The sequence below is a fragment of the Desulfovibrio sp. genome (genome assembly GCF_009712225.1).
Lineage (GTDB): Bacteria > Desulfobacterota > Desulfovibrionia > Desulfovibrionales > Desulfovibrionaceae > Desulfovibrio.
Genome location: NZ_WASP01000005.1, coordinates 294,050 through 319,599, shown reverse-complemented (window position 1 = coordinate 319,599; position 25,550 = coordinate 294,050). Strand labels below are relative to the sequence as shown.

General features: G+C 57.6%; 22 protein-coding genes and 1 tRNA gene. 6 read left to right on the top strand and 17 right to left on the bottom strand.

From position 1 onward, the window contains the following. Positions 1-116 precede the first annotated feature (116 nt). The 8 genes from F8N36_RS05250 to F8N36_RS05215 all read right to left on the bottom strand — a co-directional run bounded on the left by F8N36_RS05250 (position 117) and on the right by F8N36_RS05215 (position 7,155). Positions 117-782 carry a hypothetical protein gene (locus tag F8N36_RS05250; protein ID WP_291331747.1) on the bottom strand — a complete coding sequence of 222 codons (666 nt, stop codon included), beginning with the start codon at positions 780-782 and terminating at the stop codon, positions 117-119. After that, complete coding sequence (locus F8N36_RS05245) at positions 775-912, bottom strand: CcmD family protein (protein ID WP_291331746.1); 138 nt, start codon at positions 910-912, stop codon at positions 775-777. Before F8N36_RS05245 ends, F8N36_RS05250 begins: the two co-directional genes overlap by 8 nt. Before the next feature lie 47 nt (positions 913-959). Next, positions 960-1,643, bottom strand: coding sequence for a cytochrome c biogenesis protein CcsA (gene ccsA / locus F8N36_RS05240; protein ID WP_291331745.1), 684 nt, complete (start codon positions 1,641-1,643; stop codon positions 960-962). Continuing rightward, on the bottom strand, positions 1,643-2,320 hold the full coding sequence (locus F8N36_RS05235; protein ID WP_291331744.1) for a heme exporter protein CcmB: 678 nt from the start codon (positions 2,318-2,320) through the stop codon (positions 1,643-1,645). Before F8N36_RS05235 ends, ccsA begins: the two co-directional genes overlap by 1 nt. After that, positions 2,308-3,015 carry an ABC transporter ATP-binding protein gene (locus tag F8N36_RS05230; protein ID WP_291331743.1) on the bottom strand — a complete coding sequence of 236 codons (708 nt, stop codon included), beginning with the start codon at positions 3,013-3,015 and terminating at the stop codon, positions 2,308-2,310. Before F8N36_RS05230 ends, F8N36_RS05235 begins: the two co-directional genes overlap by 13 nt. A 16-nt stretch (positions 3,016-3,031) precedes the next feature. Continuing rightward, a complete protein-coding gene (locus F8N36_RS05225) occupies positions 3,032-4,948 on the bottom strand; it encodes a cytochrome c-type biogenesis CcmF C-terminal domain-containing protein (RefSeq protein WP_291331742.1) in 1,917 nt (638 codons plus the stop codon). A gap of 272 nt (positions 4,949-5,220) precedes the next feature. Then, a complete protein-coding gene (locus F8N36_RS05220; RefSeq protein WP_291331741.1) occupies positions 5,221-5,631 on the bottom strand; it encodes a cytochrome c maturation protein CcmE in 411 nt (136 codons plus the stop codon). A 486-nt stretch (positions 5,632-6,117) separates the two neighbouring features. Continuing rightward, the gene (locus tag F8N36_RS05215) at positions 6,118-7,155 is read right to left on the bottom strand and encodes a CNNM domain-containing protein (RefSeq protein WP_291331740.1); all 1,038 of its coding nucleotides are present in this window, start codon (positions 7,153-7,155) and stop codon (positions 6,118-6,120) included. A 532-nt stretch (positions 7,156-7,687) separates the two neighbouring features. Here F8N36_RS05215 and F8N36_RS05210 point away from each other — a divergent pair. Further along, a tRNA-Met gene (locus F8N36_RS05210) sits at positions 7,688-7,764 on the top strand. A 97-nt stretch (positions 7,765-7,861) separates the two neighbouring features. Next, a complete protein-coding gene (locus F8N36_RS05205) occupies positions 7,862-9,238 on the top strand; it encodes an SIR2 family protein (protein ID WP_291331739.1) in 1,377 nt (458 codons plus the stop codon). A 136-nt stretch (positions 9,239-9,374) separates the two neighbouring features. On the opposite strand, the gene F8N36_RS05200 is transcribed toward F8N36_RS05205, so the two are convergent. Both F8N36_RS05200 and F8N36_RS05195 read right to left on the bottom strand, forming a co-directional pair. Continuing rightward, entirely contained in the window at positions 9,375-9,983 is a 609-nt protein-coding gene (locus tag F8N36_RS05200) for a GDYXXLXY domain-containing protein (protein WP_291331738.1), read from the bottom strand. After that, positions 9,976-12,357 carry a DUF2157 domain-containing protein gene (locus F8N36_RS05195; RefSeq protein ID WP_291331737.1) on the bottom strand — a complete coding sequence of 794 codons (2,382 nt, stop codon included), beginning with the start codon at positions 12,355-12,357 and terminating at the stop codon, positions 9,976-9,978. The genes F8N36_RS05200 and F8N36_RS05195 overlap by 8 nt, the downstream gene beginning before the upstream one ends. A gap of 216 nt (positions 12,358-12,573) precedes the next feature. Here F8N36_RS05195 and F8N36_RS05190 point away from each other — a divergent pair, with 216 nt between their 5' ends. Both F8N36_RS05190 and F8N36_RS05185 read left to right on the top strand, forming a co-directional pair. After that, entirely contained in the window at positions 12,574-14,349 is a 1,776-nt protein-coding gene (locus F8N36_RS05190; protein WP_291331736.1) for a methyl-accepting chemotaxis protein, read from the top strand. 164 nt (positions 14,350-14,513) lie between these two features. Next, positions 14,514-15,764, top strand: a complete 1,251-nt coding sequence (locus F8N36_RS05185) for an MFS transporter (RefSeq protein WP_291331735.1) — start codon at positions 14,514-14,516, stop codon at positions 15,762-15,764. A 113-nt stretch (positions 15,765-15,877) separates the two neighbouring features. On the opposite strand, the gene F8N36_RS05180 is transcribed toward F8N36_RS05185, so the two are convergent. Continuing rightward, a complete protein-coding gene (locus F8N36_RS05180) occupies positions 15,878-17,404 on the bottom strand; it encodes an outer membrane homotrimeric porin (protein ID WP_291331734.1) in 1,527 nt (508 codons plus the stop codon). 421 nt (positions 17,405-17,825) lie between these two features. Between F8N36_RS05180 and dcuS the strand changes: the two genes are divergently transcribed. Together dcuS and F8N36_RS05170 are read left to right on the top strand one after the other, a co-directional pair. Then, the gene (dcuS, locus tag F8N36_RS05175; protein WP_291331733.1) at positions 17,826-19,460 is read left to right on the top strand and encodes a DcuS/MalK family sensor histidine kinase; all 1,635 of its coding nucleotides are present in this window, start codon (positions 17,826-17,828) and stop codon (positions 19,458-19,460) included. Continuing rightward, positions 19,457-20,137: a response regulator gene (locus F8N36_RS05170; RefSeq protein ID WP_291331732.1), complete on the top strand. Its 681-nt coding sequence runs from the start codon at positions 19,457-19,459 to the stop codon at positions 20,135-20,137. The genes dcuS and F8N36_RS05170 overlap by 4 nt, the downstream gene beginning before the upstream one ends. 7 nt (positions 20,138-20,144) lie before the next feature. On the opposite strand, the gene F8N36_RS05165 is transcribed toward F8N36_RS05170, so the two are convergent. The 6 genes from F8N36_RS05165 to F8N36_RS05140 form a co-directional block, all read right to left on the bottom strand. Next, positions 20,145-21,176, bottom strand: coding sequence for a triphosphoribosyl-dephospho-CoA synthase (locus F8N36_RS05165; protein WP_291331731.1), 1,032 nt, complete (start codon positions 21,174-21,176; stop codon positions 20,145-20,147). Beyond that, positions 21,164-21,736 (bottom strand): citrate lyase holo-[acyl-carrier protein] synthase, encoded by a 573-nt coding sequence (locus tag F8N36_RS05160; RefSeq protein WP_291331730.1) that lies wholly within the window; start codon positions 21,734-21,736, stop codon positions 21,164-21,166. Before F8N36_RS05160 ends, F8N36_RS05165 begins: the two co-directional genes overlap by 13 nt. Before the next feature lie 60 nt (positions 21,737-21,796). Next, on the bottom strand, positions 21,797-23,203 hold the full coding sequence (gene citF, locus F8N36_RS05155; protein ID WP_291331729.1) for a citrate lyase subunit alpha: 1,407 nt from the start codon (positions 23,201-23,203) through the stop codon (positions 21,797-21,799). Between the two features lie 13 nt (positions 23,204-23,216). Further along, positions 23,217-24,071 (bottom strand): CoA ester lyase, encoded by an 855-nt coding sequence (locus tag F8N36_RS05150; RefSeq protein WP_291331728.1) that lies wholly within the window; start codon positions 24,069-24,071, stop codon positions 23,217-23,219. After that, the gene (gene citD, locus F8N36_RS05145; protein ID WP_291331727.1) at positions 24,071-24,343 is read right to left on the bottom strand and encodes a citrate lyase acyl carrier protein; all 273 of its coding nucleotides are present in this window, start codon (positions 24,341-24,343) and stop codon (positions 24,071-24,073) included. The genes F8N36_RS05150 and citD overlap by 1 nt, the downstream gene beginning before the upstream one ends. Positions 24,344-24,418: 75 nt before the next feature. Beyond that, positions 24,419-25,471, bottom strand: a complete 1,053-nt coding sequence (locus F8N36_RS05140) for a hypothetical protein (RefSeq protein ID WP_291331726.1) — start codon at positions 25,469-25,471, stop codon at positions 24,419-24,421. Positions 25,472-25,550: the final 79 nt, after the last annotated feature.

Below are 25,550 nucleotides of genomic sequence, written 5' to 3'. Positions count from 1 at the left end.
CTCTAAATTTTTTATTCTGCTATCTGGAATGGGTAACTGGGTTATTCAAAACAGCAAAAGGCCTCTTTGGGAACCCAAAGAGGCCTTTTGCTTAATATATGTTGAAGAAAAGCTGCTTACTTGGCGGCTTTCTTGTCAGCCTTTTTGTCAGCCTTTTTGTCTGCCTTGGCGTCCGTTTTGGCGGGCGCGGTCTGGGCTTCTTCCGGCACAGGAGTCTTATCCAGCTCCTGCTGCATGGCGGCCTTGAGTTCTTCGCTGGCGGTAGTGTCTTTCAGGCCCGCGCGCAGGTGCTCAACACCACGCTTGGGGTCTTCGAGAAAATAGATATACAGCACGCCAAGGCTGTAGCGCACAGAGGCCTCGTCCTTGATCTTTACGACCCTTTCGAGCGCTTCGGCGGCTTCCTTGTTCCGGCCCTGATTGTGCTGGATAACACCGAGCAGATACAGAGGCTTGGAATTGCTCACATCCATGGCAACCGCTCGCTGGGCAAAGGTTTCTGCCGCGTCCCAGTTCTGCGCGGTGACAAGATGCTCGATCAGATGGATAAGCGCACCAATATCCTGCGGATTTTCCGCCACCTGACGCATAAGCCTGCCCACGGTCTGGGAGTCTTCGCCAGCTTCGCCCCCGGCCATACCCTGCTGCGGGCGGGCCGCCACGGTAAGGTGGGGATTCTGAATACGCGCCTTGAGCGAGGCAAAAAGCATGATGGTAAAGGCCGCAGCCAGCAGAATAATCAGTATGCGGGCCGAAAGGCCGCACTTGTTGGTATCAGTCATGGTTGAGCATCTCCATCTGGGCGAGCCGGGCGGCCAGAGAGCGCTGGCGCGCCGCCATAAAGGCCATGTACGCGCCTATGCCGATCCACACGGCGGCATTGGCCATGATAACCCAGGTCAGTGTATCCATATTTCCTCCGGGGGGAGTGAACGGGTTTCAGTCAAAATCTGGCAAAATCAGGCATCAAGCCCGTTTTGCGTCAGAGCGTCAAGGCGGTCGCGCAGATCAAGCTGACGCTTGCGCAGCCACACCAAAGCCGCCCACAGCAGGCCAAAACAGCCCACGCAGGCAATAACAGTAAGGCGCATTTCCGGCTCAAGTCCGCCGCCCTTGCTGCCAAAAACAGCGGGGTGGATGGAGCGCCAGATGCGCGCCGACATAAAGACCAGCGGCACATCCAGAAAAGCCACCACGCCCACCACGGCGCACACCGTATTGCGGCGCTGCGGCGGCAGGTCAAGCCCGCGCAAAACCAGATAGCCAGCGTACACAAACCACATGATCAGGGTAGTGGTAAGGCGCGGGTCCCACGTCCACCACACGCCCCACGAGCGGCGTGCCCACAGCATGCCTGTAACCAGCGCAAGGCCCCCCAGCAGCACGCCAACCTCGGCGGCGGCAGCGGCCAGCCTGTCGGCAGCGGGATTGCGCCGCCACAGATAGGCCACAGAGGAAACAAACACCACAAAAAAGCTCACCAGCGCCCACCACGACATGGGCAGGTGGATGTAGAATATCTTTTGCGCCAGCCCCAGGGTTGCTTCCTCTGGAGCGTAGGCAAACACCAGCCACTGGCAGGCGGCAAAGGCAATGCCCCCCAGCAGGGCCAGAATCTGCGGCAGCGCCGAACACTTGGGCATTACTCGTCCCCCGCGTAGATGTATCCAAACAGTAAAAGCCCCGCGCCGAGAAAAACGGCGTCAAAGGCGGCGGCAACGCCAAGCCACGCTCCCGGGCCATCCGGGTTGGGAGCGCCAAGCGCCTGAGCCCCTACGCTGATGCCCGCCAGCAACAGCGGCGTCAGCAGCGGAAACAGCACAATGCTCAGCAGCGATTCGCGGGCGGCCTGCCCCTGCGCCAGCGCACCCAGCAGCGAGCCAAGGGCGCACATGCCGATATCTGTCAGTACCAGGGCCAGCAAAGCTTCGGGCAGGGGCCCGCTGAGATCCTGCCCCAAAAAGACCACTGCAGCAGGCAAAAATACTATCTGTGCCAGCACCAGCAGCACCAGCCCGGCGCACCCTTTGCCAAGCCACACGGCCTGCACGGGTGCGGGGCACAGCAAAAGCCCAAGGCGGGAATTGTTTACTTCTTCCAGCGCGTAAAGCTGGTTGAATATAAGCACCTGACAAAAGGCAGAGCTTATCCAGAACACGGCCGCGGCACCCTGCGGGGCCATGCGCTCGCCAATGCCCTGCGACAGGCTGAATACAAAGAGCAGCAGCAAACCAAGCAGCAGGGCCTGCACAAGGCCGCTGCCACGCGCCAGCGTGAGCGAAAGATCCTTGCGGGCCATGGCCATCATCAGGCGCAGCATGCAGAGCCTCCCTGATTCCGGGCCGTTGCGCCAGCGGCATCGCCCGCCAGCACCTCTGCCATGCCAAAGCCGTCAAAACCCGCCGGTGCGCCATCGTAGGCCAGCTTGCGGTGTTCCAGCGCCAGCAGCCTGTCGGCCAGCGGCGCATCGCCCGCCAGATCGTGGCTGATAAGCACCACGCACGCCCCGCGTTGCCGCGCCGCTATAATCTCGCGCCGCAGCAGGGCCAGAGAGGCAACATCAAGCCCCGTGCCGGGTTCGTCCAGCAAAAGCACATCGGGGGCCTGCATGAGCACACGCGCCAGATTGAGGCGCTGGGCCATGCCGCGAGAGAACACCCCCGCCCGTTCGTGGGCGTGGGCTTCAAGCCCCACGCGGGTAAGCCCAGCCATGATGTCGTCTTTCGTCAGCTTGAGGTCGTAGGCATCGCGCCAGAAGGCAAGATTCTCCACCGCCGTAAGGCCGGGATACAGAAAGGTGGCGTGGCCCAGATAGCCAACGCGAACCTGATCGGCCACCCTTGCCGCGCCCGCGCTGGGGCGCGAAAGCCCGGCCATTATGCGCATAAGCGTGCTTTTACCCGCGCCGTTGCCGCCCACAAGCAGTGAAACACTGCCCGCAGCAAAGGCGCAGCTTATGTCTTTAAACACAACCTTGACGCCATAGACCTTGGCAACGCGCACAAGTTCCAGCAAGAGGGGCCTCCTGCGGCTAGGCCGCGCTGTTCCCGCTGTCCGGCTCTGACACGGGATTCTTGCGGCGGCGCAGGCCCACAAGTGGCACAAGGCACATGAGGGTGCCGCCTATCCACAGCCAGTTGACCAGCGGCTCAACGCTGACCTTGACCACCACCTTGGAATTTTCATCCAACCCCAGCAGGGAGGCGTAGATTTCGTTGCCAAGACCGGGGATCACGTCCACTTCAGAAAACTGCATGCTGCCAAACTTGTCGTACAGGCGGCGTTCTGGCGATACAACACCCAGTGATTTGCCGTCCTTGAAAATTTGCAGCTGCGCAACGATGTATTCGTGGTCGGCGCGGCGGCCCTCGCCCAGTTCAAGCAGGGTGGCCGTGTAGCCGCCCACCGTGTCGCTTTCGCCCTTGGCGAGGATCATTTCACGGTCGGTGGTGTACGGGCCGGAAAAGGCAATGCCAATGGCCACAAGGGCCATGCCCATGTGCGCGCCCAGCGCACCCACGGTTACGGGCTGTGCACGGTTGGCTTTGTCGGCCAGCAGCATGATAGCCCCCAGCACAATACCCACAGCGGCGGATGCGCCCACCAGGGCAGTGGGCTGGCGATAGCCAAGCGCCCATATGACCACGGCGCTGACCACAAAACCGCCGATCACAACAAAAAAGCCTTTTTTGTTGCGCAGGCCGCCGCCCCAGCCAAGCCACGGACAGGCGGCCATCATGACCACCAGCAGCGCGCCCAGCGGCAGACACACACGGTTGTAGAAGCGGGCATCAAGCCCACGCGGTGCGGCAGACCACAGTTTGCTGATGACAGGCCACATGGTGGCCACCAGAATAATCACGGCCAGCGCCAGCAAAACCCAGGCGACGAGGGTCAGAAAGCCCTCACGGCTTTCAAGCCCAGCAAGGGGCTTGCCGGTTTTGGGCGCGGCAAAGGGAATCCACAGGGCGATAACAAGGCCGCTCAGCACAAAGATGGTGAGGGGCGTGCCCACGCTGCCGTCGCCAAAGGCGTGCACAGAATCGATAACGCCGCTGCGCACCAGATAGGTGGCGAAAAAGGCCGAGACCGTGGTGAGCACCATCATGGACACGTTGACGCGCCCAAGCTTGCCCCGGCGATCTTCAACAATCAGGGTATGCAGCGAGGCAGTGGCGATCAGCCACGGAACCAGCGAAGCGTTTTCCACCGGGTCCCATGCCCAGTAGCCGCCCCAGCCCAGTTCCATGTAGGCCCACCAGGCACCAAGCACTATGCCCGCAGTAAGGAACAGCCAGGCCAGAATGATGAAGGGCCGCGAAAGGCGAAACCACGCGCCCTCGGTGCTGCTCTGCCCCGAAAGACACTGCGCCAGCGCCAGACAGGCGGGCACGGCAAAGCCGCCGTAACCAAGGAACAGCAACGGCGGGTGAAAAATCATGCCGGGGTTCTGAAGCAGGGGGTTCAGGCCGTTGCCGTCTGCCGGAACAGGCGTCTGCAGCACAAAGGGGTTGCTCCAGCTGGTGAGAATAAGGGCAAAAAAGCCCATGATGACGTAAAAAAAGCTCCAGTACCACAGGCGCGTGGGGCGGCTGAGATTTCTGTACGCCCGCGTAAGGGCAAATGCGCTGCCGCTCAGGCCCACGGCCAGCGCCCAAAAAAGCATGGAGCCGGGCTGACCGGCCCAGAAGGCCGTAAGGCGATAAAACACCGGCAAAACGCGGTCGGTGTAGCTGGCCACGTAAGACAGGCTGAAGTCATTCCAGAACAGGGCGTGCAACAGCAGGGCCGAGGCCAGCAAAAGCGCGCCGCTAATGACAAGGTGGGCTTTTTCCACCACGGGCAGGGAGTCTTCCCGGTTTTGCCACAGTTGCAGAAGGGCCAGGCCACCGCCGCCAAGGGCGGCCAGCAGGGCGATCAGTTGAAGAGCAAAGGCAAAAACGTACATACGACTCCTTTATCCCACCAGGGGGCGGCCCGCCGCACGGCGGGGAGTGACTATCATTTGTGCATCATTAAAGGCGCGACCATCAGGCGCTTCACAGACGCCCAGCACCTGCCAGCGCAGATGCAGGCCGCTGCGGGCGGCAAGACAAACCGTGGCCGGGCAAGGTCACAACAGGGGCCCCATACCAGAACCCGCAATTGAAGCCCGCAACACTAGATGGAGCGAAAGGTCCGTGACCGGCCGCCCCGGCAGCTCGCAACCTGCCTGCAAGGCTAGCCGCGATTCTCTTTCTGGTATTTGGAGGGGCACTTGGTCATGAGCGTTTTGGCCTGAAACCGGCCCTCTGCCCCCATGCCGCCTTCAACAATAACTTCGGCCCCGGCCTTGAAGGTATCCGGCACTGCGCCGGAATAGTTCACTTCAATGGTCTGGCTGGCGTTGTCCTTGTCTTCAAGGCGAAAGCTCACACCGGGCGCGCCCCGGTGCTTTTCAATTCCCTCTTCGGCAACAGTACCAAAAAGCCGCGCTGCCACGAGTTTATCGGGCGTTGCGGCTTTGGCTTCCGACACATTCAGAAAATACACGCTGTTTTCAGAAAAGCCGGAATATGCAAGATAGCCCACCCCGCCCAAAAAGAGCAGCAGCGCGGCTATGTAGATGCCTGTGTTTTTTTTACGGGCCATGCGTTTCTCCTGAAACATTGAGCCATGTTTGTGCTGCCCGAAAGGGGCCATGGCCTTGGGCCTGCCCTGCCGCGAGGGCAGAAAGACAGAGCCTGCCGGGCCTGGACTTTCGCCCATAATCGCCCGACATTTATTGCTCGAAACCTTACGCTATTTTGCACCTGCTGACAAGATAGGAATTATTTTTATTAGAATTATAACCCAGCCTGAACTGCACATTCTGTGACTGTAATCACACTATGCGCAAGGAATGCGGCCAAATTTGTACACAGGATATGCGCGCAGATATTGCACAAAGACATCAGTGCCGGGATACAGCGGGTTAAAGGTGGGCCGCCCGCCTGTGCGCTGCCACGCGCCGGGGCTGTACGGCTGCGCCGAGCGTGACGCTCAACGCTGGTTACGGCCTATCATACTATTACAATAAGAATATCACCGCAAGGTCTTCAGTGATTCTTTCCCGCCAATGCGGTTGTATGCGGCACTTTACGCCTGCCTGCTGCCGCTCAGTTCGCGCCGCCGCTGGCGGGCCAGAGCGCGCAGATCGTCCACCTTGTCGCTTTCGTCCACAATTTCGCTGCCAAGAATTTCTTCCAACACATCCTCCAGCGAAACAACGCCAGAAAGACCACCGTATTCGTCCATCACTACAAAGAGATGTACGCGGGCCTTGAGCAGGTCGTGCAGCAGCACATCGAGGGTCTGGTTTTCAAGTATGAAATGCGCAGGCCGCATGATCTTGCTGATGGGCACATCCTTGCGGCCCTCGTTTATGCAGCGGCCAAGAGTGCGACGCTCAACCACGCCCACGATATCTTCATTATCATCGCCGTACACGGGTATACGGCTGAAATGCCAGGTGCGCGGGTCGGTGTAGGCCTGCTCTACCGTGAGGTCGTCCGAAAGTTCAAATACCACGGTGCGGGGGGTCATGATTTCGCGCACGCGCTTTTGGTCCAGAGCCAGCACGTTGCGGATAAAGGCTTCTTCGTAGGGTTTGATGCGCCCCGCCTGCCGCGAAAGACTGGTAACGGCGCGGATGTCGTCTTCTGAAATAACCGGCCCTGCGGGCGGCGGAGCCACAAGACGGGTTATCATGCTGGTGACCCACAGCAGGGGGGTCATCAACTTTACCATTATGGCGAGGGGGCGGGCCAGCATCACGGCAATGGGCTCTGCCTTTGCCACGCCGAGGTTTTTGGGCAAAATTTCGCCCATGGTCAAAATAAGCACCGTAAAGCCCACGGCAAAAACAGACATGTATTCCGAGCCGTACACAGACAAAAAGGCCGCACCAGCCACAGTGGCCCCGGCGGTGTTGGCAATGGTGTTGAGCGTGAGAATGGCGGCGATGGGTTTGTCTACCTGCGTACGCAGGGTGTAGAGCAGCTCGCCCGGCTTGCTGCCAGACTTGCGCAACCGCTCTATGGTTGACCATGACAAGGAATAGAGCACCGTTTCAAGCAGCGAACAGGTAAAGGAAACGGCAACTGCAATGACTACGGCCAGAACAAGGGTGAGCATGACGAAACATCCGGAAGATTTGATGCGCGGGCCACCCGGCAAAACGCAAGGCGGCGCTGACAGCCGAAGTTTAGCCCCGCGCGGCAGTGTTTGCAATCGGCAGGGCAGCGTGACCACCATCCGTAGCAGCAATCAAGACTATTCTATAAATTAAGCAGATTGCAGTAACGAGCAGAACACGTAAAATATTTTGCGCAACCCAATCATCGTAAATTTCGATAAAATAATTCGCATGACATGTATTTACTGAAAATTAAATTAGGAGTACTATATATTTCAACATATTGAACCAATGTGTTTTGTGAAACTACATGCCTTTATTCCGGCACAGAAACAAAAAAACAGACACGCAGTGCCTGGAACAAAAATAATTTACGCACACATAAAGGGTGCAAACCTGCGCCAACAGCGGATTTGAGGCAAGGACACAGATATATGAAAGCGACCACCCAAAAGAATTTTACAATTTTCTTGACAGTCAGAGACGTTGCGCTTACATATATCTTCTCGCAGCGAGAAACGCTGCACGTGTCGCGGGGTGGAGCAGCTCGGTAGCTCGTCGGGCTCATAACCCGAAGGCCGTAGGTTCAAATCCTGCCCCCGCAACCAGATAACACAAGCCCTTACGTTGAACAGACGTAAGGGCTTTTTCTGTTTTCATCCACTTCAAAGACCTCCCACAACAAGTCTCTGGAAAGGAGAAATCGTGGACTATTCAGATTATCAGCGTGTGGTAAAAGACGACGTACGACAATGCCTTGAGAACATGGGATGCCAACCCATTTTGTTTATTGGTTCCGGCCTAGCACGGAGATATTGCGGTGCTCCCAACTGGACAGAATTATTAGAAATACTTGCAGCCGACTGCGAAATTGAGACAAAAGGGATCGATTATTACCTACAGATGCACGACGATAAATCAGAGATCGGAAGCATTCTTTCAAAACTATATACAGATTGGGCATGGGGAAGTGGGAAAAACAACTTTCCACAGGAGCTTTTTTCTAAAAGCTATCGACCCGATATTTATATTAAGCACAAAATATCTTCTGTAATACATAATATTTGCAATAATTTTAATGCATTATCCTCACCTTTTATTGATGAAATCAATAAATTGCAAAATATAAAACCACACGCACTTATAACAACCAACTATGATAACATTATAGAAAATATCTTCCCTGCATATTCCAGAGTCATTGGGCAAAAAATTATCCGCGCAAACTACGTATCATATGGAGAAATATATAAAATTCATGGATGTTGCAGTCAACCAGATAGCATAGTCTTTACGAAAGAAGACTATCAAAACTTTTCAAAAAACAAAAAGTACTTAAGTGCAAAGCTCCTTACATATTTTGCTGAGCATCCTCTTTTATTTATTGGCTACAGTGCAGCAGACAAAAATATTTCATCAATCTTATCAGACATTGATGAAATTCTTTCACAAGGTGATGACATCATTCCCAATATCTATATATTGGAATGGAAAGAAAAAATATCAAACAAATTTGAGAAGTTGGAAACAATTATCCCAACACAAGATGAAAAACAAATTCGAATAAAGAGCATTGTCTCCGATGATTTTTCATGGGTTTTCGACGCATTTTATGGCGGCAATATAGAAACATCCGTTGACCCTAAAATGCTTAGGCGGTTGATGGCAAACACATACAAACTTGTACGCCACGATTTTCCACGTAAAGACCTTAAGGTTGATTTTCAGCTCCTTGAGTCTGCATGCAGCAGCACCGATGGACTAGCAAAACTGTTTGGAATCACTGTATTGAATTCTCCCGAATCACTTTCTGCCCAGTACCCCTATCTTATATCACAAATGGCTCACAAATTAGGGTTTTCACATTGGATGCATGCGCACAAGCTCATGAAGGAAATTGAAGATCGTCATGGTGTTAATTTTAAAGAGTCAGACAACCAATATCACATAACAATCAAAACGGGGAACATTTCAAGTACCCATAAATACTCAATAAAAATGTTCGATCTCTTAAATAGGGCAGAAAACAATAATGACTATACGATTGAAACTCTTATTCAAAAAAATCAGGAGGAGCTCTAAGTAATAATAATTTTCAATGAAAGGACACTGCAGAAATGAGCTAGTCAAAGCAATCCGCCAACGTTCGACAGATGCATTTGGATTACCAGTTTTTATCCCCAAAATGGGTTCTCAAACGGAAGCAATTCCCGCCCCATCACTGCAGCCCAACAAGCAAAGTCTTGCCATCTGCGGCCAGCTTAAACACCCCAAACTTCGCGCCAGCGTACTGGTGGGCGGTTCCTTCCTGAAAATAGAAAGCCGGGGCGGCAGATGTTACTTCGTAGCCGCGTAACCTGTAGCCCAGCAGAAACTCGTCGGCTTGCAGGGGGCTGCCATCGTCCAGACGCACAAAGGTTGCCGCCTGCGGCACCGGGGCATTTGTTATGCGCAGCACGGCAAAGCCCTCGGCATTGCGTTTTTGTTCGCGGGCAGTGGTAACTTTTTCAGAGGGCTCAGCTTTCTGCTCATTTTTTTGGCCGTCTTTTTGCCCATCTTTTTGGGCTGACTTTGGGGTAGCTTTGGCCGCGTTTTCCTGCGCGTTTCTCTGCGCATTTTTCTGGGCAGCAAGAGCCTTGCGAATATCGTTGTTCACCACATAGCGCAGGGCCATGTAGTCGCCCATGAGCGGGGCGCGGGGGTCAACCGGGGCAAGAGCCAGCAAAATAGTCTTGCATTCTGCCCGTACGGCTTCCATGCGCTGCGCGGCAAGGGCGTAGCCTCCCAAAAACAGTACCAGCACCACCAGAATATACAGCCTACGCATGGCCCGCCTCCCCTGCCGTCTGTTTTGCCTGCCACAGCCGCAGCACCAGCGCCACCGCCAGCAAACCTATCCCGGTTACAACCAGATAGAGTGACTTTAACGAAAACGGCACGGCCAGACTGTAGTAGTAAAAAACCATGTAGGCGAAGAGATAGACCAGCACAAAGCCCTGCATCACCACACTGCCCATCTGCCGTGCCAGCGCGAGGCCCAAAAGAGCCAGCCCCACCCCCGGCAGATACCACGACAGGGCAAACGCAAGGGGAATGGCCGCCATTGCCAGCAGCCGCGAGGCCTTGCCCGCGCCCCGGCTCAAATTACAGGCCAGCGCAGCCACTGCCAAAGCCGCGCCAAGCCCCAGATACCCCGCTGTCAGGCCGGGCAGACCCATCTCGCTGGTCAGGCTGTAAACCGGGGCAAGGGTGCATACCTGAAAAATCAGGGCCGAGGTGTACAATCCGTAAAACCACGCCTCCGCCTGTTTGCCATGGACCGCCCCGCGCCACGCATCTTCGCGCAGGCAGTAGCAGGCCAGCCCCACGCAAACCAGCGTCCACCAAAGGGATAGCAGCCCCACCGGGCCACCCATCCAGCCTCTCTCAATGTGCGCGGCTAATTCACCACCCATCTGGCCGTAATAAAAGGCGATTCCCATTGCCACACAATTGCCAGTCACCACCGCCGCCAGCCCCGTGTAGCCAGCGTTGCGCATGAGAACAGCGAGCGCAAAAAGCACCGCAGCCAGCGCAAAACAGGCCAGTCCTTCGGGGGTAACGCTCAGGCACAGGGCGATGGAAACCCCGGCAGTACCGGCAATGGCCATGGCAAAGCCAAAGTGCCGGGCAAACATGTGCCCGCGCGGCAACAATACCCGCCCAAGCAGCAGCACCGGCACTGAGGCAACAAAGATAATCAGCTCTTCGTTGGAGCTGATATGCAGATTTGAAAACAGCAAAAATCCAAAAAAGCAGATAAACAGCACCGCAGACACCCAGCCGCCAAAGGCCAGCATGGCCCGCACATACCAGGGCGACGGCTGCTCCCCAAGCGCACCCAGTGCTTCGGCCAGTGACTGACTTTGCGGCACAAGCCCGCCTTGTTGCGAGTGGGCCTGCAAATAGGCCCACAGTGTCTGCCAGCTTGCCCCGGCAACCGTGCGGCCAAAGATCGAGGGGGGAAACGACAGGGCTTCAGTTTCGTGCCGTGGGGATGTTGCCATGCTTACCTGCAGGTGCAGCAAAATTTTTGCCAGCCCCGCCGTCATGCCCGTAACCAGCAGCCCCCACAGAAGCAGGGCGGCGGTTGTTCCCGTATCGCGAAACAGCTCCGCCTCGGCAAAGGCTGAAAGCAGCACCGCCGCACCCGCCGCCAGCAGCGATGCCAGCATAAAAAGGTCGGGCTGCCGCGTACGGTACCACCACCAAGAAAGGCCCGCCAACACCACGGCAAAGCCCACCACAAAATTGCCCGATAACAGCATCGGGCTGAATTTGGGGCTATGGCCCAGCCCGTTGATCAGGCCGTGCAGAAAAAAAGCCGTGCGGATAACCAGATCAAAATAGAGCATGCGCGGCATCCAGCGCGAACAGAACCAGGTCTGCTCTGTTGCAGGGCTTGCGGCATGATTTACGCCATGATCCGTTCCATCGTCGGCCTGCTGGACGGATTTATTCACAGCCCGGAGTGTTGCCCTGTACGCGGCCCACTCCCAGCACACAACAACGCAGGCAATGGCAACAAGCCACTCTGGCACAATAAGGGTCTGGCCCAGGGCATCAAGGGGCGAGCCAAGGCTGCGCCCAAGCCACAGCGCCCCAAACATATTGGCCGCAAGCCACGCTGCAAACCACAGCCCGGCTTGCCTGCCTGCCAGCGCCAGCAGCACCAGCACGGCAGTCCATACCCTAAAGAGCTCCCACAGCTCGGCCCCGGTCTGATAGGTCTGCCCGAACACGGCCAGCATTGGCCCAATGGCAAGGCCGCACACCAGCAGCAAAACCCGCCCCAGCCGCGTATCTGGCCCCAGCAGCACCGCCCCAAAGCCGCTGCTGGCAACCACCGCGCCTGTCAGCGCCATGCGGGCCAGCGGCGTCATGGTTCCCCAGTTCCAGGCGATAAAACAGACTACACCCGCCACAAAAAACAGCGCGCCGCCCAGCAGGCACAGCTGCCGCCAGTAAGCCAGCCAGGCCTTGCCGTCTGGCCTGAACCCGCAGAAATTCATGGCCTTTTGCCATGCCGCAGGGCTTATGCCGCCAGCATCACACAGGGCATTCAGTGAGGCCCGCGTCAGCGGGGGCATATACGCTCTGCCGCTGGCAGTGGAATATGGCGTGATGTGGAGCGTTGCAGAGGAATTTTCAGTTTCTGTCATGAGCTGCTTCCGTAAGAATATACAAGGGCAAGCCCGCAAAATCGCGGCAGGTTGGGCGTATCTGGCTATAGTTGAGCACGATCAAGCATAGTGAGCGCTTGCCTAACTGGCAAGCACACTCAAGAGAATGTCGCCACCCTATTGTTTTCTTCCGGGTGACCGTTTAGAAGCATGAAAACAAAATCCACCTTTGATACCAATGCAGGGAGAGCACCAATGCTTAAAAATATCTCTGTCGCCAAAAAATTTGCCATCCTTATCATTTTTGTATTCGTTGGTATGACTGGTGTTTTTTCCATTTCTACTTATACAATAACAAAAACTTCTATTGGTTCTGACACATATCAATCTATCTCCGACAGCAAAGACCTGCTTGCAGATATTTTGCCGCCGCCGCTGTATGTCATTGAAACCTATTTGGATGCCCTGCAGGTTGTGGGCACCAGGGATGCAGCAAATCTCGAAAAGCTGTATGCATCCATTGCCCAACACAAAAAAGATTTTTTGCGCCAGTATAATTTCTGGCATTCCAGCGATATCGACCCGCAGATCAAGCAGATTGTTGATCAGGAGCTCTACCCCACCGGCAGCGTCGTGTTTGATGTCATTGAAAACAAGATCAAACCTGCCGTGCAGGCCAACAACTGGTCTGAGGCAGAAACACTGGCCGCCCGCCAGCTTACCCCCGCCTACCAGAAGCACCGTGAAGTGGTAGACAAGCTTGCAAGCCTGCTCGATGCCTATTCCCAAAAAGTGGCCGAAGAGGGCCGTAGCATCGTGAGCAAAGGACGCATATACTTCACCACCATCTTTATCTGCGCCCTTGCTCTGATCACGTTCATATCGCTGGGTATTGCCCTGGGCATTATCAGGCCGCTCCGCTTATGCATTGGCTTTGCCAAAAACATCACCCGGGGCGAGTTTGATTCAAGCATATCTCTGCAGCGCAACGACGATTTTGGCGCACTGGCAGACAACCTCAGCACAATGCTGGACGAACTGAAACACAAGATTTCGCTTGCAGAAGAAAAAAGCCAGCTGGCGGAGCAAGAGGTAGGCAAGGCCAACCGCGCCATGCAAACCGCAGAAGAAGCGCGCGAAAAAGCCGAGGCCAACCGCAACAAGATTGTTGAGGCCGTGCACAGCCTTGAATCTGTGGTAAATGTTGTGGCTACGGCCTCGGAGGAGCTCTCGAGCCAGGTTGAGCAGTCTAGCCGTGGCGCAGACGAGCAGTCTGGCCGTGTGCGCGAAACCGCCACCGCCATGGAAGAAATGAACGCCACCGTGCTCGAAGTGGCCAGGAACTCGCAACGGGCTGCCGACGCATCTCGCAATACTCATGGACAGGCTCAGGAAGGCGCGTCTGTTGTGAATAGTGCGGTAAAAGGCATTGAAGGTGTGCGTGCGCAATCGCTTGCCATACGCGAAGACATGGCCCTGCTGGGCAAACAGGCCGACGGCATCGGGCAGATCATGAACATCATTGCCGATATCGCCGACCAGACCAACCTGCTGGCGCTCAATGCTGCCATTGAGGCAGCGAGGGCGGGTGACGCAGGGCGTGGTTTTGCCGTGGTGGCAGACGAGGTGCGCAAACTGGCAGAAAAAACGATGGTCGCCACGCAGGATGTGGGCCGCGCGGTTAGCGGAATTCAGGAAGGTACACGCAAAAATATTTCGAGCGTTGAAAACGTGGTGGCAGCCGTTGAAAGCGCCGCATCGCTTTCCATCCACTCTGGCGAATCGCTCAAGTGTATTCTTGAATTTGTGGACCAGGTCAACGATCAGGTGCAGTCCATCGCCACGGCCAGCGAGCAGCAATCTGCCACCAGCGAAGAAATCAACAGATCGGTGGAGCAGATTGCAACCATCTCGGCCGAAACCGCACAGGCCATGGAGCTCGCCGCCCAATCGGTTACAGACCTCATTCAGCAAACCCACGTGCTGCACACCCTTATTCAGGACATGAAGACGCAGAGTCAGACAGTGTAGAGGCCTTCGATTTTAGCCTGATCATCCGTTTTTTCTTTTCGTGCTCACACAGGCCTCCACCGGTTATTCCTGGGGGCCTTTTTTACGCCTATGGGGCGGCGGCCCCATCCATAACAGGCAGCTTGTGCCTTGACGCGCCCCGCGCCTGACAGTACAGCTCACGCATGATGACCCGCGCACGTTTTATCATGTTGAATCTGTACCACATCCTGGTGGATGGTCTGTTTGACACGGTGCCGGTGATCCTGTCGTTCATGGCGCTGGCTTACGGCAGTGGTGAAACAGAGGTGGGCCTGATTGTTTCACTCGGCACAGCCCTGAGCACCGCCGCTGGCCTTGGCACGGGCTGGTTTTCGCGCCGCTTTGGCTTTGCTGGCTCTGTGGCCCTGATTGCCTGCGTGGCGGGGCTGGGCCTCATTGGGGCCGGGCTTGCTGGTACGGGGGCTGCCAGCGTCCTGCCCGGTGGCGGCATGACAGCCGCGGGCGCTTGCATGCTGCTGGTCATGGCGGGCTTTGCCGTATTCCACAATCTTTCCTTTTCGTACATTACCACCAACACAGACAGGTCGCGGCTTGGCCGGGTCATGAGCGATTTTACGGCCATTGGCGATGTGGGGCGTATTCCGCTGGTGTCGTTTGCTGCCTTTGCGGCGGCCTACACTGTGGGCTCCATGCCCGGCTGGCGGGCCATCTGTTTCGCCTACGGGGTGTTTGCCCTCTGCGCGGGCCTGTGGCTCTACTGCACAAGGGGCAGCTTTGCCGAATCCGGCGAGAGCGGCGATGCCGCGCCCGCCGATTCTTCCGCAGGCAGGCCCCCACGCCGCAATCCCTTTGCCGCCTTTGCCATACTGAAAAACCGCTCTGTTTTGCTGGCCATGCTGGGCAGCATGCTCAATGCTTTCAGCAATGACAGAATCTTTACCTTTCTGCCCCTGCTGCTGGTGGCAAAGGGCATGGATGCCAAAACCATCGGCTCGTTCGCCCTGGGGTTCACCCTTGGTTCCTTTGCGGGCAAGATGGCCTGTGGCCGACTTATCGACATTTTCGGCACACGCAAAATTTTCATCGCGGCGGGGCTGACACTCACCCTGCTGCTCTGCGCCCTGCTCAGCTCCAGCAACCTTGTGATCACGTTGCTGCTGGCGCTGGCCATAGGCATTGTTACCAAGGGAACCGTGCCGGTTATCCAGACCATCATCACCGAACCAGTGCAGGGCGCGCAAAACTACGAGTCCATATTCACCGTCAATTCCTTTGGCCGGGGCATTACCAACATTCTCACTCCCACGCTATTTGGCGGGCTTGCCGCCCTGTGGGGCATGGATGCCGTGTACCTGCTGATGGCGGCAGTGGCGGCCCTCAGCATTGTGCCCGTTGTGCTCATGGGCAGACCAGAACGGCCCAAGGCCGACTGAGCCCGCCACTCAAAAAATAAAGTCAGAATGCTGCGGCAAAAACAGAAAGCGCCCATGAAACCATGGGCGCTTTGCAGTATGCCGGGCGCGGCAGGTTGCTGCCGCAACGCGGATTAGAACTGATACACAAAGGTAACAGCAGTATTCCAGGCATCGGCACTACGGTCGCTCTTGCCGTTCATCTTGCTGTTGCCCCAAACCGTGGCGCTCTTGTCGAGGAACAGGGCGTCGTAGTTGGTTTCAACATACACGGTAAAGTTATCGTACATCTTGTACTTGGTGCTCAGACCAAATTCCACCAGGCTGTCGTTGCGGGTCAGGTACAGACCTTCACGACCAGCAACCGTGGTGTCGTTGGGGGCCATCCAGCTGCCGGTGGCGCGGTTGATCTTTTTGAGCACGCCGGGGTCGTTGGTGCCGCCCATGTAGTTGATGCGGAAGGTATGGCTGAGGTTCTCAACAAAGCTCATGTCCTTGAGCCGCACGCCGATGCCCCAGGTTCCTGTCATGGATTTGCCCACAATGCTGTCGCGGCCCACGATGGGGTCGCCGTGGAAGGCAAATTCAGAGAAATCGTTGGGGTTGTTGGGGTGGATGTTGGGCATGCGCTCGGAACCGTTGCCGAGGTTGTCGTCGTCGCCAGAGGTGTACCAGCCGTACAGGCCGGGAGTGCTCCAGTCGAGCTTGTATTCAAGCACCAGCGAGGCCAGCCAGCCAGCGCGGTTCATGGCGCTGTCGTCATACTGCACTGCGCCGTACACCACGTCCCACGAAATGCGGAAGGGGTCGAAAGCCGTGATCTGACCGGGCAGGCCAGCCCACATGGCGTTGCCGTACTGCGAAAGCCTGCTCTTGTGGAAACCGCCGTACAGAGGCAGCAGGCCAGCCTTTGGGCCGCCAGCAGAAGCCTGGCTGACATAGCTCGTTATCTGCTTTTTGGTGGGGTCATTGGTAACGCTATCATAGTTGATGGCGGGCCCAATACCGGCATACATGCCCCAGGGTGTAAGGTTAACACCATCAAAGGTCAGGGGCAGGGTAAGGCCCACGGCGTCCATGTTGTCCATATAGCCGGGGTAGCGGTTGGTGGTAGCGGTGGTGTTGTCGTTGAACAGACGCGTCCAGAACGCCGTAAGGCCCACATTTTCGTTGAAGGCGTAAGAAGCGGTGATGCCCGCGGCATCATCGGCCAGCACCTGGCTGTTGTTGATATAATCGGGCAGCTGTATGGGCTGAATGCCCATGCGCACCTTGAGGGCGGTCTGCGGCACAGTCCAGTCTATGAAGGCGTTTTTGACCTTCACCACTGTACCGTCTGCGCCAAGAGCGCCGCCGTTGCCGCTGGCGCCCCAGTACTGCATCATGCCACGGTTGTATCCGCCGATTTCAAAATGAACCGTGCCGGAAAGATTTTCGGAAGCCTTGGCATCCAGTTGCAGGCGAACCTGCTGGGCGGCTTCAAATTCGTCTTCAGTCGAGCTGTACCCCGTTCTGCCCCCACCAGCAGTAAAATTGCCGTGCTGCCCGTAGCTAAAATTGTAAGCCCAGCGGCCCTTGGCCGAAAAATCAATGGCGCTCGCGCCTTCTGAAAGCGCGCACAACATACCGGCCGCCAAAACCAACACTGCAATTTTTTTCATCCCCGGCTCCATCTTCGTTTCCTGGTTCAGTACCCAATGACCAAAACAACATGCTTCAAACTTTTCTCGTACAGGGGGGGGTCGCCTTTCCTAACTCCATATGTGATAATTATCCACTGTCATTTTTAATTGCCCGCAGGATGACACCAAAAAAAATAGTATTTACAAAGCGTTGAAAAAATTTTCATTCAAAAAGGCCTTTTTGTAACCGGTGCTGAACTGGCAAATTTGTGCAAAGCGGATCAGTGCTGCGCCATTTGCGAGGCCTCCGGGCTCCTGTTATGATTTACTAGTGGTGCGCAGGCTTTTGAGCCGCACGCCGCAGCCAGTCGCAACAACCATTCATGGCGAGCACCCGCAACAAGGGCAGCCCGCCGTAATCCGGCCTGCCCGCCAGCAAGACCGCCCCCAACGATTTGCCATGCTGCAAGCAATCAAAAATTCCAGTCTGTTTGTAAAACTTGTTATTCTGGTGAGCCTTGCGCTCTGCCCGCCCATATTGTTCAGCCATCTGGCAGAATCGTATTTTATCAGCAAGTACGGCTATGAAGAGGCGGAAAAAACCGTCACCAACGTGGCCAGACTCTCGGCAGAATCCTCCACCGTCATCGAGGGCATGCGCTCAAGCAAGCCCGAGGGCCGCAAACAGATGGTGGACTTTGTGGAGATGCTCACCCACGTCTCCAACGTAAAGTTCATAGTGCTCATCGACATGCAGGGCATACGCGTCTATCACCCCGAAGCGTGGAAAATCGGCGGGCATATCATGGGCGGCGACGAAGGCGACTCCCTTAAAGGGCGCACCTATATTTCGTCGGCGCGCGGGTCGTTCGGCTTTTCACTGCGGGCCTTCAGGCCCATATACGACGAGCAGGGCAAGCAGCTGGGCGCAGTGGCCGTGGGCATCATGTCCAAGGATATCGAGGCCAATGTTTCACGACTGAGCGGGCCATTGTCGTGGCTTCTGGTGCTTTCGCTGGGTATTGGCATTGTACTGGCCGTGATGCTTTCGCGCACCATCAAGAAAATTCTTTTCGGCCTTGAGCCTCACCAGATCGCGCGTATGCTTGAAGAACGCAACGCCATTCTGCGCACCGTGCGCGAGGGCATTATTGCCGTAAACAAGGACGGCACACTGGTGCTTGTTAACGAAATGGCCGAAAAAATACTGCGCTCCGCTGGTGTTACCGGACCGCTGGAAGGCCAGCCGGTGCAAAAAACCATTCCCGCCACGCGGCTCGACGCCATTATTGAAAGCGGCAAGCCAGAATATGATATGGAGCAGAACATCAACGGCTGCATCATCATGACCAACCGTGCGCCCATAAGCGTGCAGGGCAAAATTATCGGCGCGGTGGCCACCTTCCGCGACATGACAGAGGTTCGCGCGCAGGCCGAGCGCCTCACCGGTCTCAGCAACTACGCCGAGGCCCTGCGCTCGCGCTCGCACGAATATCTCAACAAACTGCACGTCATCTCGGGCCTGCTTCGCAACAGGCGCTATGAAGAGCTCGATGCCTACCTCGAGCGCATCATCGGCAGCAAAAAGCGCGAAACCTCATCCATCACGGCGCTGGTCAAGGATCCCATTATGGCGGGCTTTCTTGAGAGCAAGTACAGCCGCGCCCACGAGCTGGGCGTTACCCTGCACATCGAGGGCACCGGCGCGCTGCCGCCCCTTTCGGCCAAAGGAGCGCACGCCCTGGTGACAATTGTGGGCAACCTTATAGACAACGCCTTTGACGCAGTTACCTATGCTGGTGAGAAGCGCATTACCCTGCACATCGAAAGCGATTTTGCCCCCGCTGGCGACAAGGGCCAGCTAATTTTGTGGGTGGCCGATACCGGGCGCGGCATAGCAGAGGAACACCAGGAAAAAATCTTCAGCAAGGGTTTTTCCACCAAGGGCTCCAACAGGGGCATAGGGCTGTACATGCTGCTGCTTACGCTGGACGAAGTGGACGGATCTGTGGAAATTGATTCAAGGCTTGGGCACGGTTCCATCTTTACTGTCCGTATTCCAGCAACCACACTGGTGGAAGGAGAAAACCCATGATCCGCGTCATCATCATTGAAGACGACCCCATGGTGGCAGATCTGGCTGCCGGGTATCTGGAAGGTATAGACGGCTTCAGCCTTGAGCATACGGCCCATTCCGGCGAGGATGGCCTTGCCCTGCTGCGCGCGCACCATGTGGATCTGGTGCTGCTTGACGTATTCATGCCGGGCATGGACGGTATGGAGCTGCTGCGCATCATCAAGTCGCAGTTTTACCACACCGATGTAATCATGATAACCGCCGCGCAGAACAGCGACGACATTCTCAACGCCCTGCGCATGGGCGTGGCTGACTACATTGTCAAACCCTTTACCTTTGAGCGCTTTCGCGAATCGCTGCTCCAGTTCCGCGAAAAGCGCCAGCTGCTCATCTCGCCCGAGGTTCCCATTACCCAGGAGATGCTTGACCGGCGCATTTTCATCAAAAAGGAGCGCCCCGCGCCCGATTCCGGCACGCCCAAGGGCATTGACGCACGCACGCTGAAAACGGTCATGCAGGTATTGCAGCAGTATGAGGGGCCGTTCAGCCTCAAGGACATTGAGCCGCTGGCGGGTATCTCGCGCATTTCGTTAAAGAAATACTTTGACTACCTCACCGCCACCGGCAGGCTTGGCAGTGTGAAGGACTACGGCGGCCCGGGCCGTCCCGTAACCCTGTACAACTGGATTGCGTAAGGGCGAGTCAGCCTGTGCCGTGGCAGCGCAACAGCCACAAAAACACGCTCACAGCAAGAATGTCGGCGCAGCCGCCGGGGCTCAGTCTTTTGCGTGCAAAATCGACGCTCATGCGGCGCAAGGCCGCCTGCCCGACGTGAGTGCCCAGGCCACCGGCAGCCAGTACCGCCCGTGCGGAGCTTGCCGCGTGGCGCAACCCCTCCGGGCCGCCGCGCCATAAAATATTTGTATCATCCATGGCCTGCACCAGCTCCAGCAGGCAGTGGGCCATGGCCGTGTTGAGGTCGTGCGCTGCCCCGTGCGCCTCCAGCGCCTGTAGGGCCAGCCCCACATGCGGGAACCCCTGCTCGGCCTCGCCACGTATGCCCGTTACGCCGTAGAGCAGGTACAGCACTTCACCGGCGGTAAGCGCGCGTTGCAGCTGTGCCTCAAACACAGGCCGAGCATCACGGGGGCTCAGGCCACCCATCACGCCGCAGCGCAGAGTTCCACGCTGTGCCGCCTTATGTTCAGCCAGTGGAGCAAAATCCCTCCGCACAATGCCGCTCACGAACGACGCCGCCGCCTGCCGCAGCGCAAGTGCGGACACCACCTGCCCGGCCATGCCATTGTTGAGGCGCCCCACCGCAGCACAAAACAGCCCCATGGAAAAAATCAATCCTTTATGGGTGTTTATACCACCAGTGGCCTGCAGCATGCACTGCTCTGCCCACACTCCAAGGGGCCGCAAACGGGCAAAAACCTGCCCCGGCGAGAGATCGCGAGTGGTCTCGCCAAGGGCGTGGGCCTGCGCAAAATAAGGTCGCAGGGCCTTGGCGCTGCGCACAAACAGGGGGTAGTCCATGTCACTGTGCGCGCCGTTGCTGCCCAGGCATACCAGCCCCGGCTTGGGGCTTACAGCTGCTTCAAGTATGGCCGCGCGCGCAGCCAGCTCCGTCACCTGCTCACCAGACAGGCACAGCGACAAGGCAGGCAGGCCGTCCTGATGCCAGCAATCTGCACCGGACAGCTCGTCCAGCAGTGGCGTTACGGCCGACATGCCTGTTCCTGCCCTGCATTTTCACTGGCAAGACGCAGCGTACGATGCACGACGGCCAGCAGTTCATCAAGGCTGTGCCTGCCCTCGCGGCGGCACAGGCTGGCGGGGCGGAAACACAAAAAACACTGACGCGGCGCACGGCCCTGCGCTGCGCCGCCCTCGACAGCATTCGGCGTGCCTGCCACATGCTCGCGGTTCACGGGCTGCCCCTGCGAATCCATTACGTCCGCATCGGCCAGCCTGCCGAGAAAGTGGCTTTCTTCCACCGCTACTGCCAGATGCTTGAGAGCCATGGCGTCCATACGCACGGCGGCCACCCACGCGGGGCCGTCCGGGCCTGCGAACTGGCATTCATCTACGCACGTTCCCCCTGCCGCTTCCACCGCCGCGCACAGTTCTGTCCGCAGCAGGCCCAATGCGGCATCCGCACCGGGCAGATTCTTGTCCGGCCCGGGAATGTTCAGTGTCAGGGAAAGCACCGGGCAATTGTACAGGCCAGCCAGTGACAAACGTGTATTCCACCGGCGTTCGCGTTCGGCAAGCAGCTGGCAAAAATCCATGCATGTTCTCCTGCCCCGCGCTGGCGGGGGGCGTACCCCCGCCAGGAGGGTGTGCGGGGCTTACTTTGTGGCGTATATTTTGTCCACAATTGTTCCGTCGCGGTACTCCACCGTGCCCACCACCTTTTCTCCGTGCTCGAAGGACAACGGCTTGCCGGTCATTTTCATGGCTGTTTCGTGCAGCTCGGCAATGTCGCACACTGGCAGGCGGGCATCGCGCAGGCGGTCGGCCAGCTCTTTACGCGCCGGATTTACGGCTATGCCGCGCTCGGTCACCAGCACGTCCACGGTTTCACCTCTGGTGGTGAGGGTGGTGCACCTGTCCACCACGATGGGCAGACGCGCGCGCACCAGCGGGGCCACAATGATGGTCAGCTTGGCTCCGGCGGCGGCATCGTTGTGGCCGCCCGAACCGCCGATGATATTGCCGTTTGAATCGGTGGTCACGTTGACGTTAAAGTTCATATCCACCTCGGTGGCGCCCAGCAGCACCGCGTCCAGATAGTCCACACAGGCGCTTTTGCTGGCCGGGTTGGCGTAGGTATCCGCCGATATTTCCACATGGCGCGGATTGCGGGCAATGGACTGCACACTGCTCAGGTCAAAGCACTGCACATCGTACACATTGTCAAACAGGCCTTCATCAAGCATTTCAACCATGTATTTGGTAATGCCGCCCAGCAGAAAACCGCCGTGCAACTTCATGGCGCGCATGTCTTCCTGCAAAAAGATGGAAGCCGCCAGCGAAGCGCCGCCAGCGCCGGTCTGATAGTTGAAACCGTCCTTGAGCAGGCCCGAGGCGCGGATGACAGCCTGGGCGCTGCGGGCGATGGCAAGGGCCACAGGGTCGCGGGTAAGGCTGATGGAGCCGGAAACAATGCCCGCCGGATCGCCGATCTTGTCCACCACAACCACATGGTCAACCTGATCGTGGGGGATGCTTACGCGGCCAAGACCGCCCTGCACCAGATGGTCGGTAACGGCAATGACGTGTCTGGCGTGTTTGGCGTCGGGCAGGGCATAGCCAAGTGAACCGCAGGCCGAAGGGCCTTCCGTACCGTTGATATTGCCCAGCGAATCCACCGCCGGAGCGGCGATAACGGCAATGTCTATCTTGAGCGAGCCCTCGCCGATGGCGCGCGGCCTGCCCCCGTGCGAGCGAAACATGACAGGCGTGGGCAACAGCCCCTCTGAAACGGCGCGGGCCAGCGGGCCGCTCATGTAGTCTGTATCAATGCCGGTGATAACGCCGCTCTTGATGTGCTGCACAAGGTGTTCGTGCACGGGAAACATCGACGAGCAGGCCACGGTGATATTTTTGATGCCCAGCGAGGCCACGGCGTCCATGGTCATGTTGACCACATGGTCGCCGTTGCGCAGGTGGTGGTGGAACGACAGCGTCATGCCGTCGGCAATGCCGCACTGGCGCAGGGCATCGGCAATAGTTGCGATAAACTTGTTTTTCATGGCTGCGCCCCCTTTAGACATCGGCCAAAAGCAGTATGCGTTCCGCCCTTTTGATAATGGGCAGGTCAATCATCATGCCGTCCAGTGAAACAGCGCCCTTGCCTTCGGCTTCGGCCAGCCGGGCGGCGGCCATAACGCGCTTTGCCCAGTTGATTTTTTCCGGCGCGGGCACAAAGGCGCGGTTGACCCGGTGCACATGGTGGGGCGAAATAACGGCCTTGCCGTCAAAGCCAAGCTGCACGGCAAAGGCCGCGTCTTTTTCCAGCCCCTCAAGGTCGGAAACAAAGGGAAAGGGTGTATCAATGGCCAGCACGCCCGCAGCCTTGCAGGCCGTGAGCAGACGCGAACGGGCGTAGGCGATCTCTGCCCCTTCTGCCGTGCGTTGCGCGCCCATGGCAGCCGTAAAGTCTTCCGCCCCAAGCAGTATACCCCGCAGCAGGGGGCTGGCAGAGGCGATGGCGTACACGTTTTCAAGGCCCATTGGCGTTTCCACAATCACCAGAGCCTCAACCTTTTCCTGCACGCCAAACTTGCGGCGCGCAGCCTCGATGGCTTCGGCCACCTGTTGCACTTCCTCTGCCCGTTCCATCTTGGGAACCATCACAAAGTTGGTGCGAGCCTCCACCACGGCTTCCATGTCTGCCTGCCAAAAGGGAGTATCCAGCCCGTTGATGCGCACGGTAATACCCACGCCCTGGGGCCGCAGCTCTTTGAGCGCGTGGCTCACCAGGTTGCGCGCCGCGTCTTTTTCCTGCCGGGCCACGGCGTCTTCAAGATCAAAAATAACCACGTCAGCGCCCAGACACTGGGCGCTGGCAAGCATGCCGGGGTTGTTACCGGGCATGAAAAGAAACGTGCGGTTGCGCATCACATCTTCTCCTTGTAGCGGGCGATGGCCGTTTCCATGCGGGCCTTGATGGTGCACTCCAGCGCGCCCTTGTCCTGCACGGTTACCTCCACGCCAGAAAGGCCCGAGGCTTCAAGGCACTGGTCAATGACCGCCCTGATGGCCGGGCCAAACTGGCTTATGACAATGCTCGACAGGCTCACGCTGTTGGCGCTGCCGCCGGTGCTGCTGATGGTTACAAGAATGTCGTTTGATTCCAGTGTACCCGCCACTGCGCTCACGTGTGCGCTCATATAGTATCTCCTCCGGCGGCAGCGCCGCCTGCATGAAATCAGACCAGAACATTCACGGCCATTGCCGCAGGCCCCTCAGTGCCGCCCCACATGATTCTGGAGCCTGCACAGCAGGTCTACCCCCTCTCGGGAACGCAAAAAATCATAGGTTACCTTGGGCAACAGCATTTCAAGCTCGCGCCAGCGGGCCTCGCAGGTGTTTCCCTGCAGCAGGGCGCGCACGCGCGAGGCGCTCACCGCCGCACCGGCGGATTCCAGACGGGGAATTTCCCGCAGGATCAACCCGGAGTGCGCAAATTCCTGCGTCATAACCCTGTTGTACTGCCGGGTTACGGGATCGAAGGGTTCAGTACCCACAAAGCGGATGAAAATGCCCAGATCGGGCGCGATGCGTGTGGCAAAGAGGGCGCAGTCAAGGCCCGCATGCACGCTGCCGCGCGCTTCGTCTGCCGTAAAATAGGCGGGAAAGCTGGCGCGCGACACCATGTACGGCCCGGCGGGCAGCACCAGCACATTGCCCAGGTGGGCCAGCCCCTCGCTCACCAGCCGGAAGCGCACGGCAAAAGGCACAACGGAAACGTCTTCCTGCACTACAAAAACCAGCAAACGGTCGCAGGAGGCGGCTGCAGTGCTGGCGAGATATTCGTGCCCACGGGTAAAGGGATTGGCGTTCATGACAATGGCCCCAAGAACCGGAGCCGTCTGCTGCCCTGCAAAATCCGCCATGCGTTCACGCGTGGCGGCCAGCCAGTCTGCATAGTTGGGCCGCCCCTGTTCCAGCAAGGCCGCCTGCCCTGTACGGGCCACAAGGGTAAAGCCCGCTGCCGCGAATTTTTCCGCCTCGCTGGCCTTGGTGAAAATGAAGAAGTGGTTGATGCCCTTCTGTTTACCGTGCAGCACCAGACGGCTCAGAATGGCGGTAGACACGCCGCCGCCCTGCGCCGCAGGGCTCACGCAAAAACCGCACAGCACATTGCCCGCCAAAAAACCGCAGGCAAGCATGGTGTCGTCTTCGTAGTAGGCCAGCCCGTAGTCGCAGCCCGTGGGCATGCCCAGCCCGGCAGCGAGCAGCAGCCTCTCGGCTTCGGCCCATTCAGTATCAATCAATATCTGGCGATATTCCTGCATGCTCGTATCCCTGGGCATGCGCCCGGCCATTCCTGCAAGGCAAAAACAGGCAGTCCCCGGAAGACCTGCGCCTTCCGGG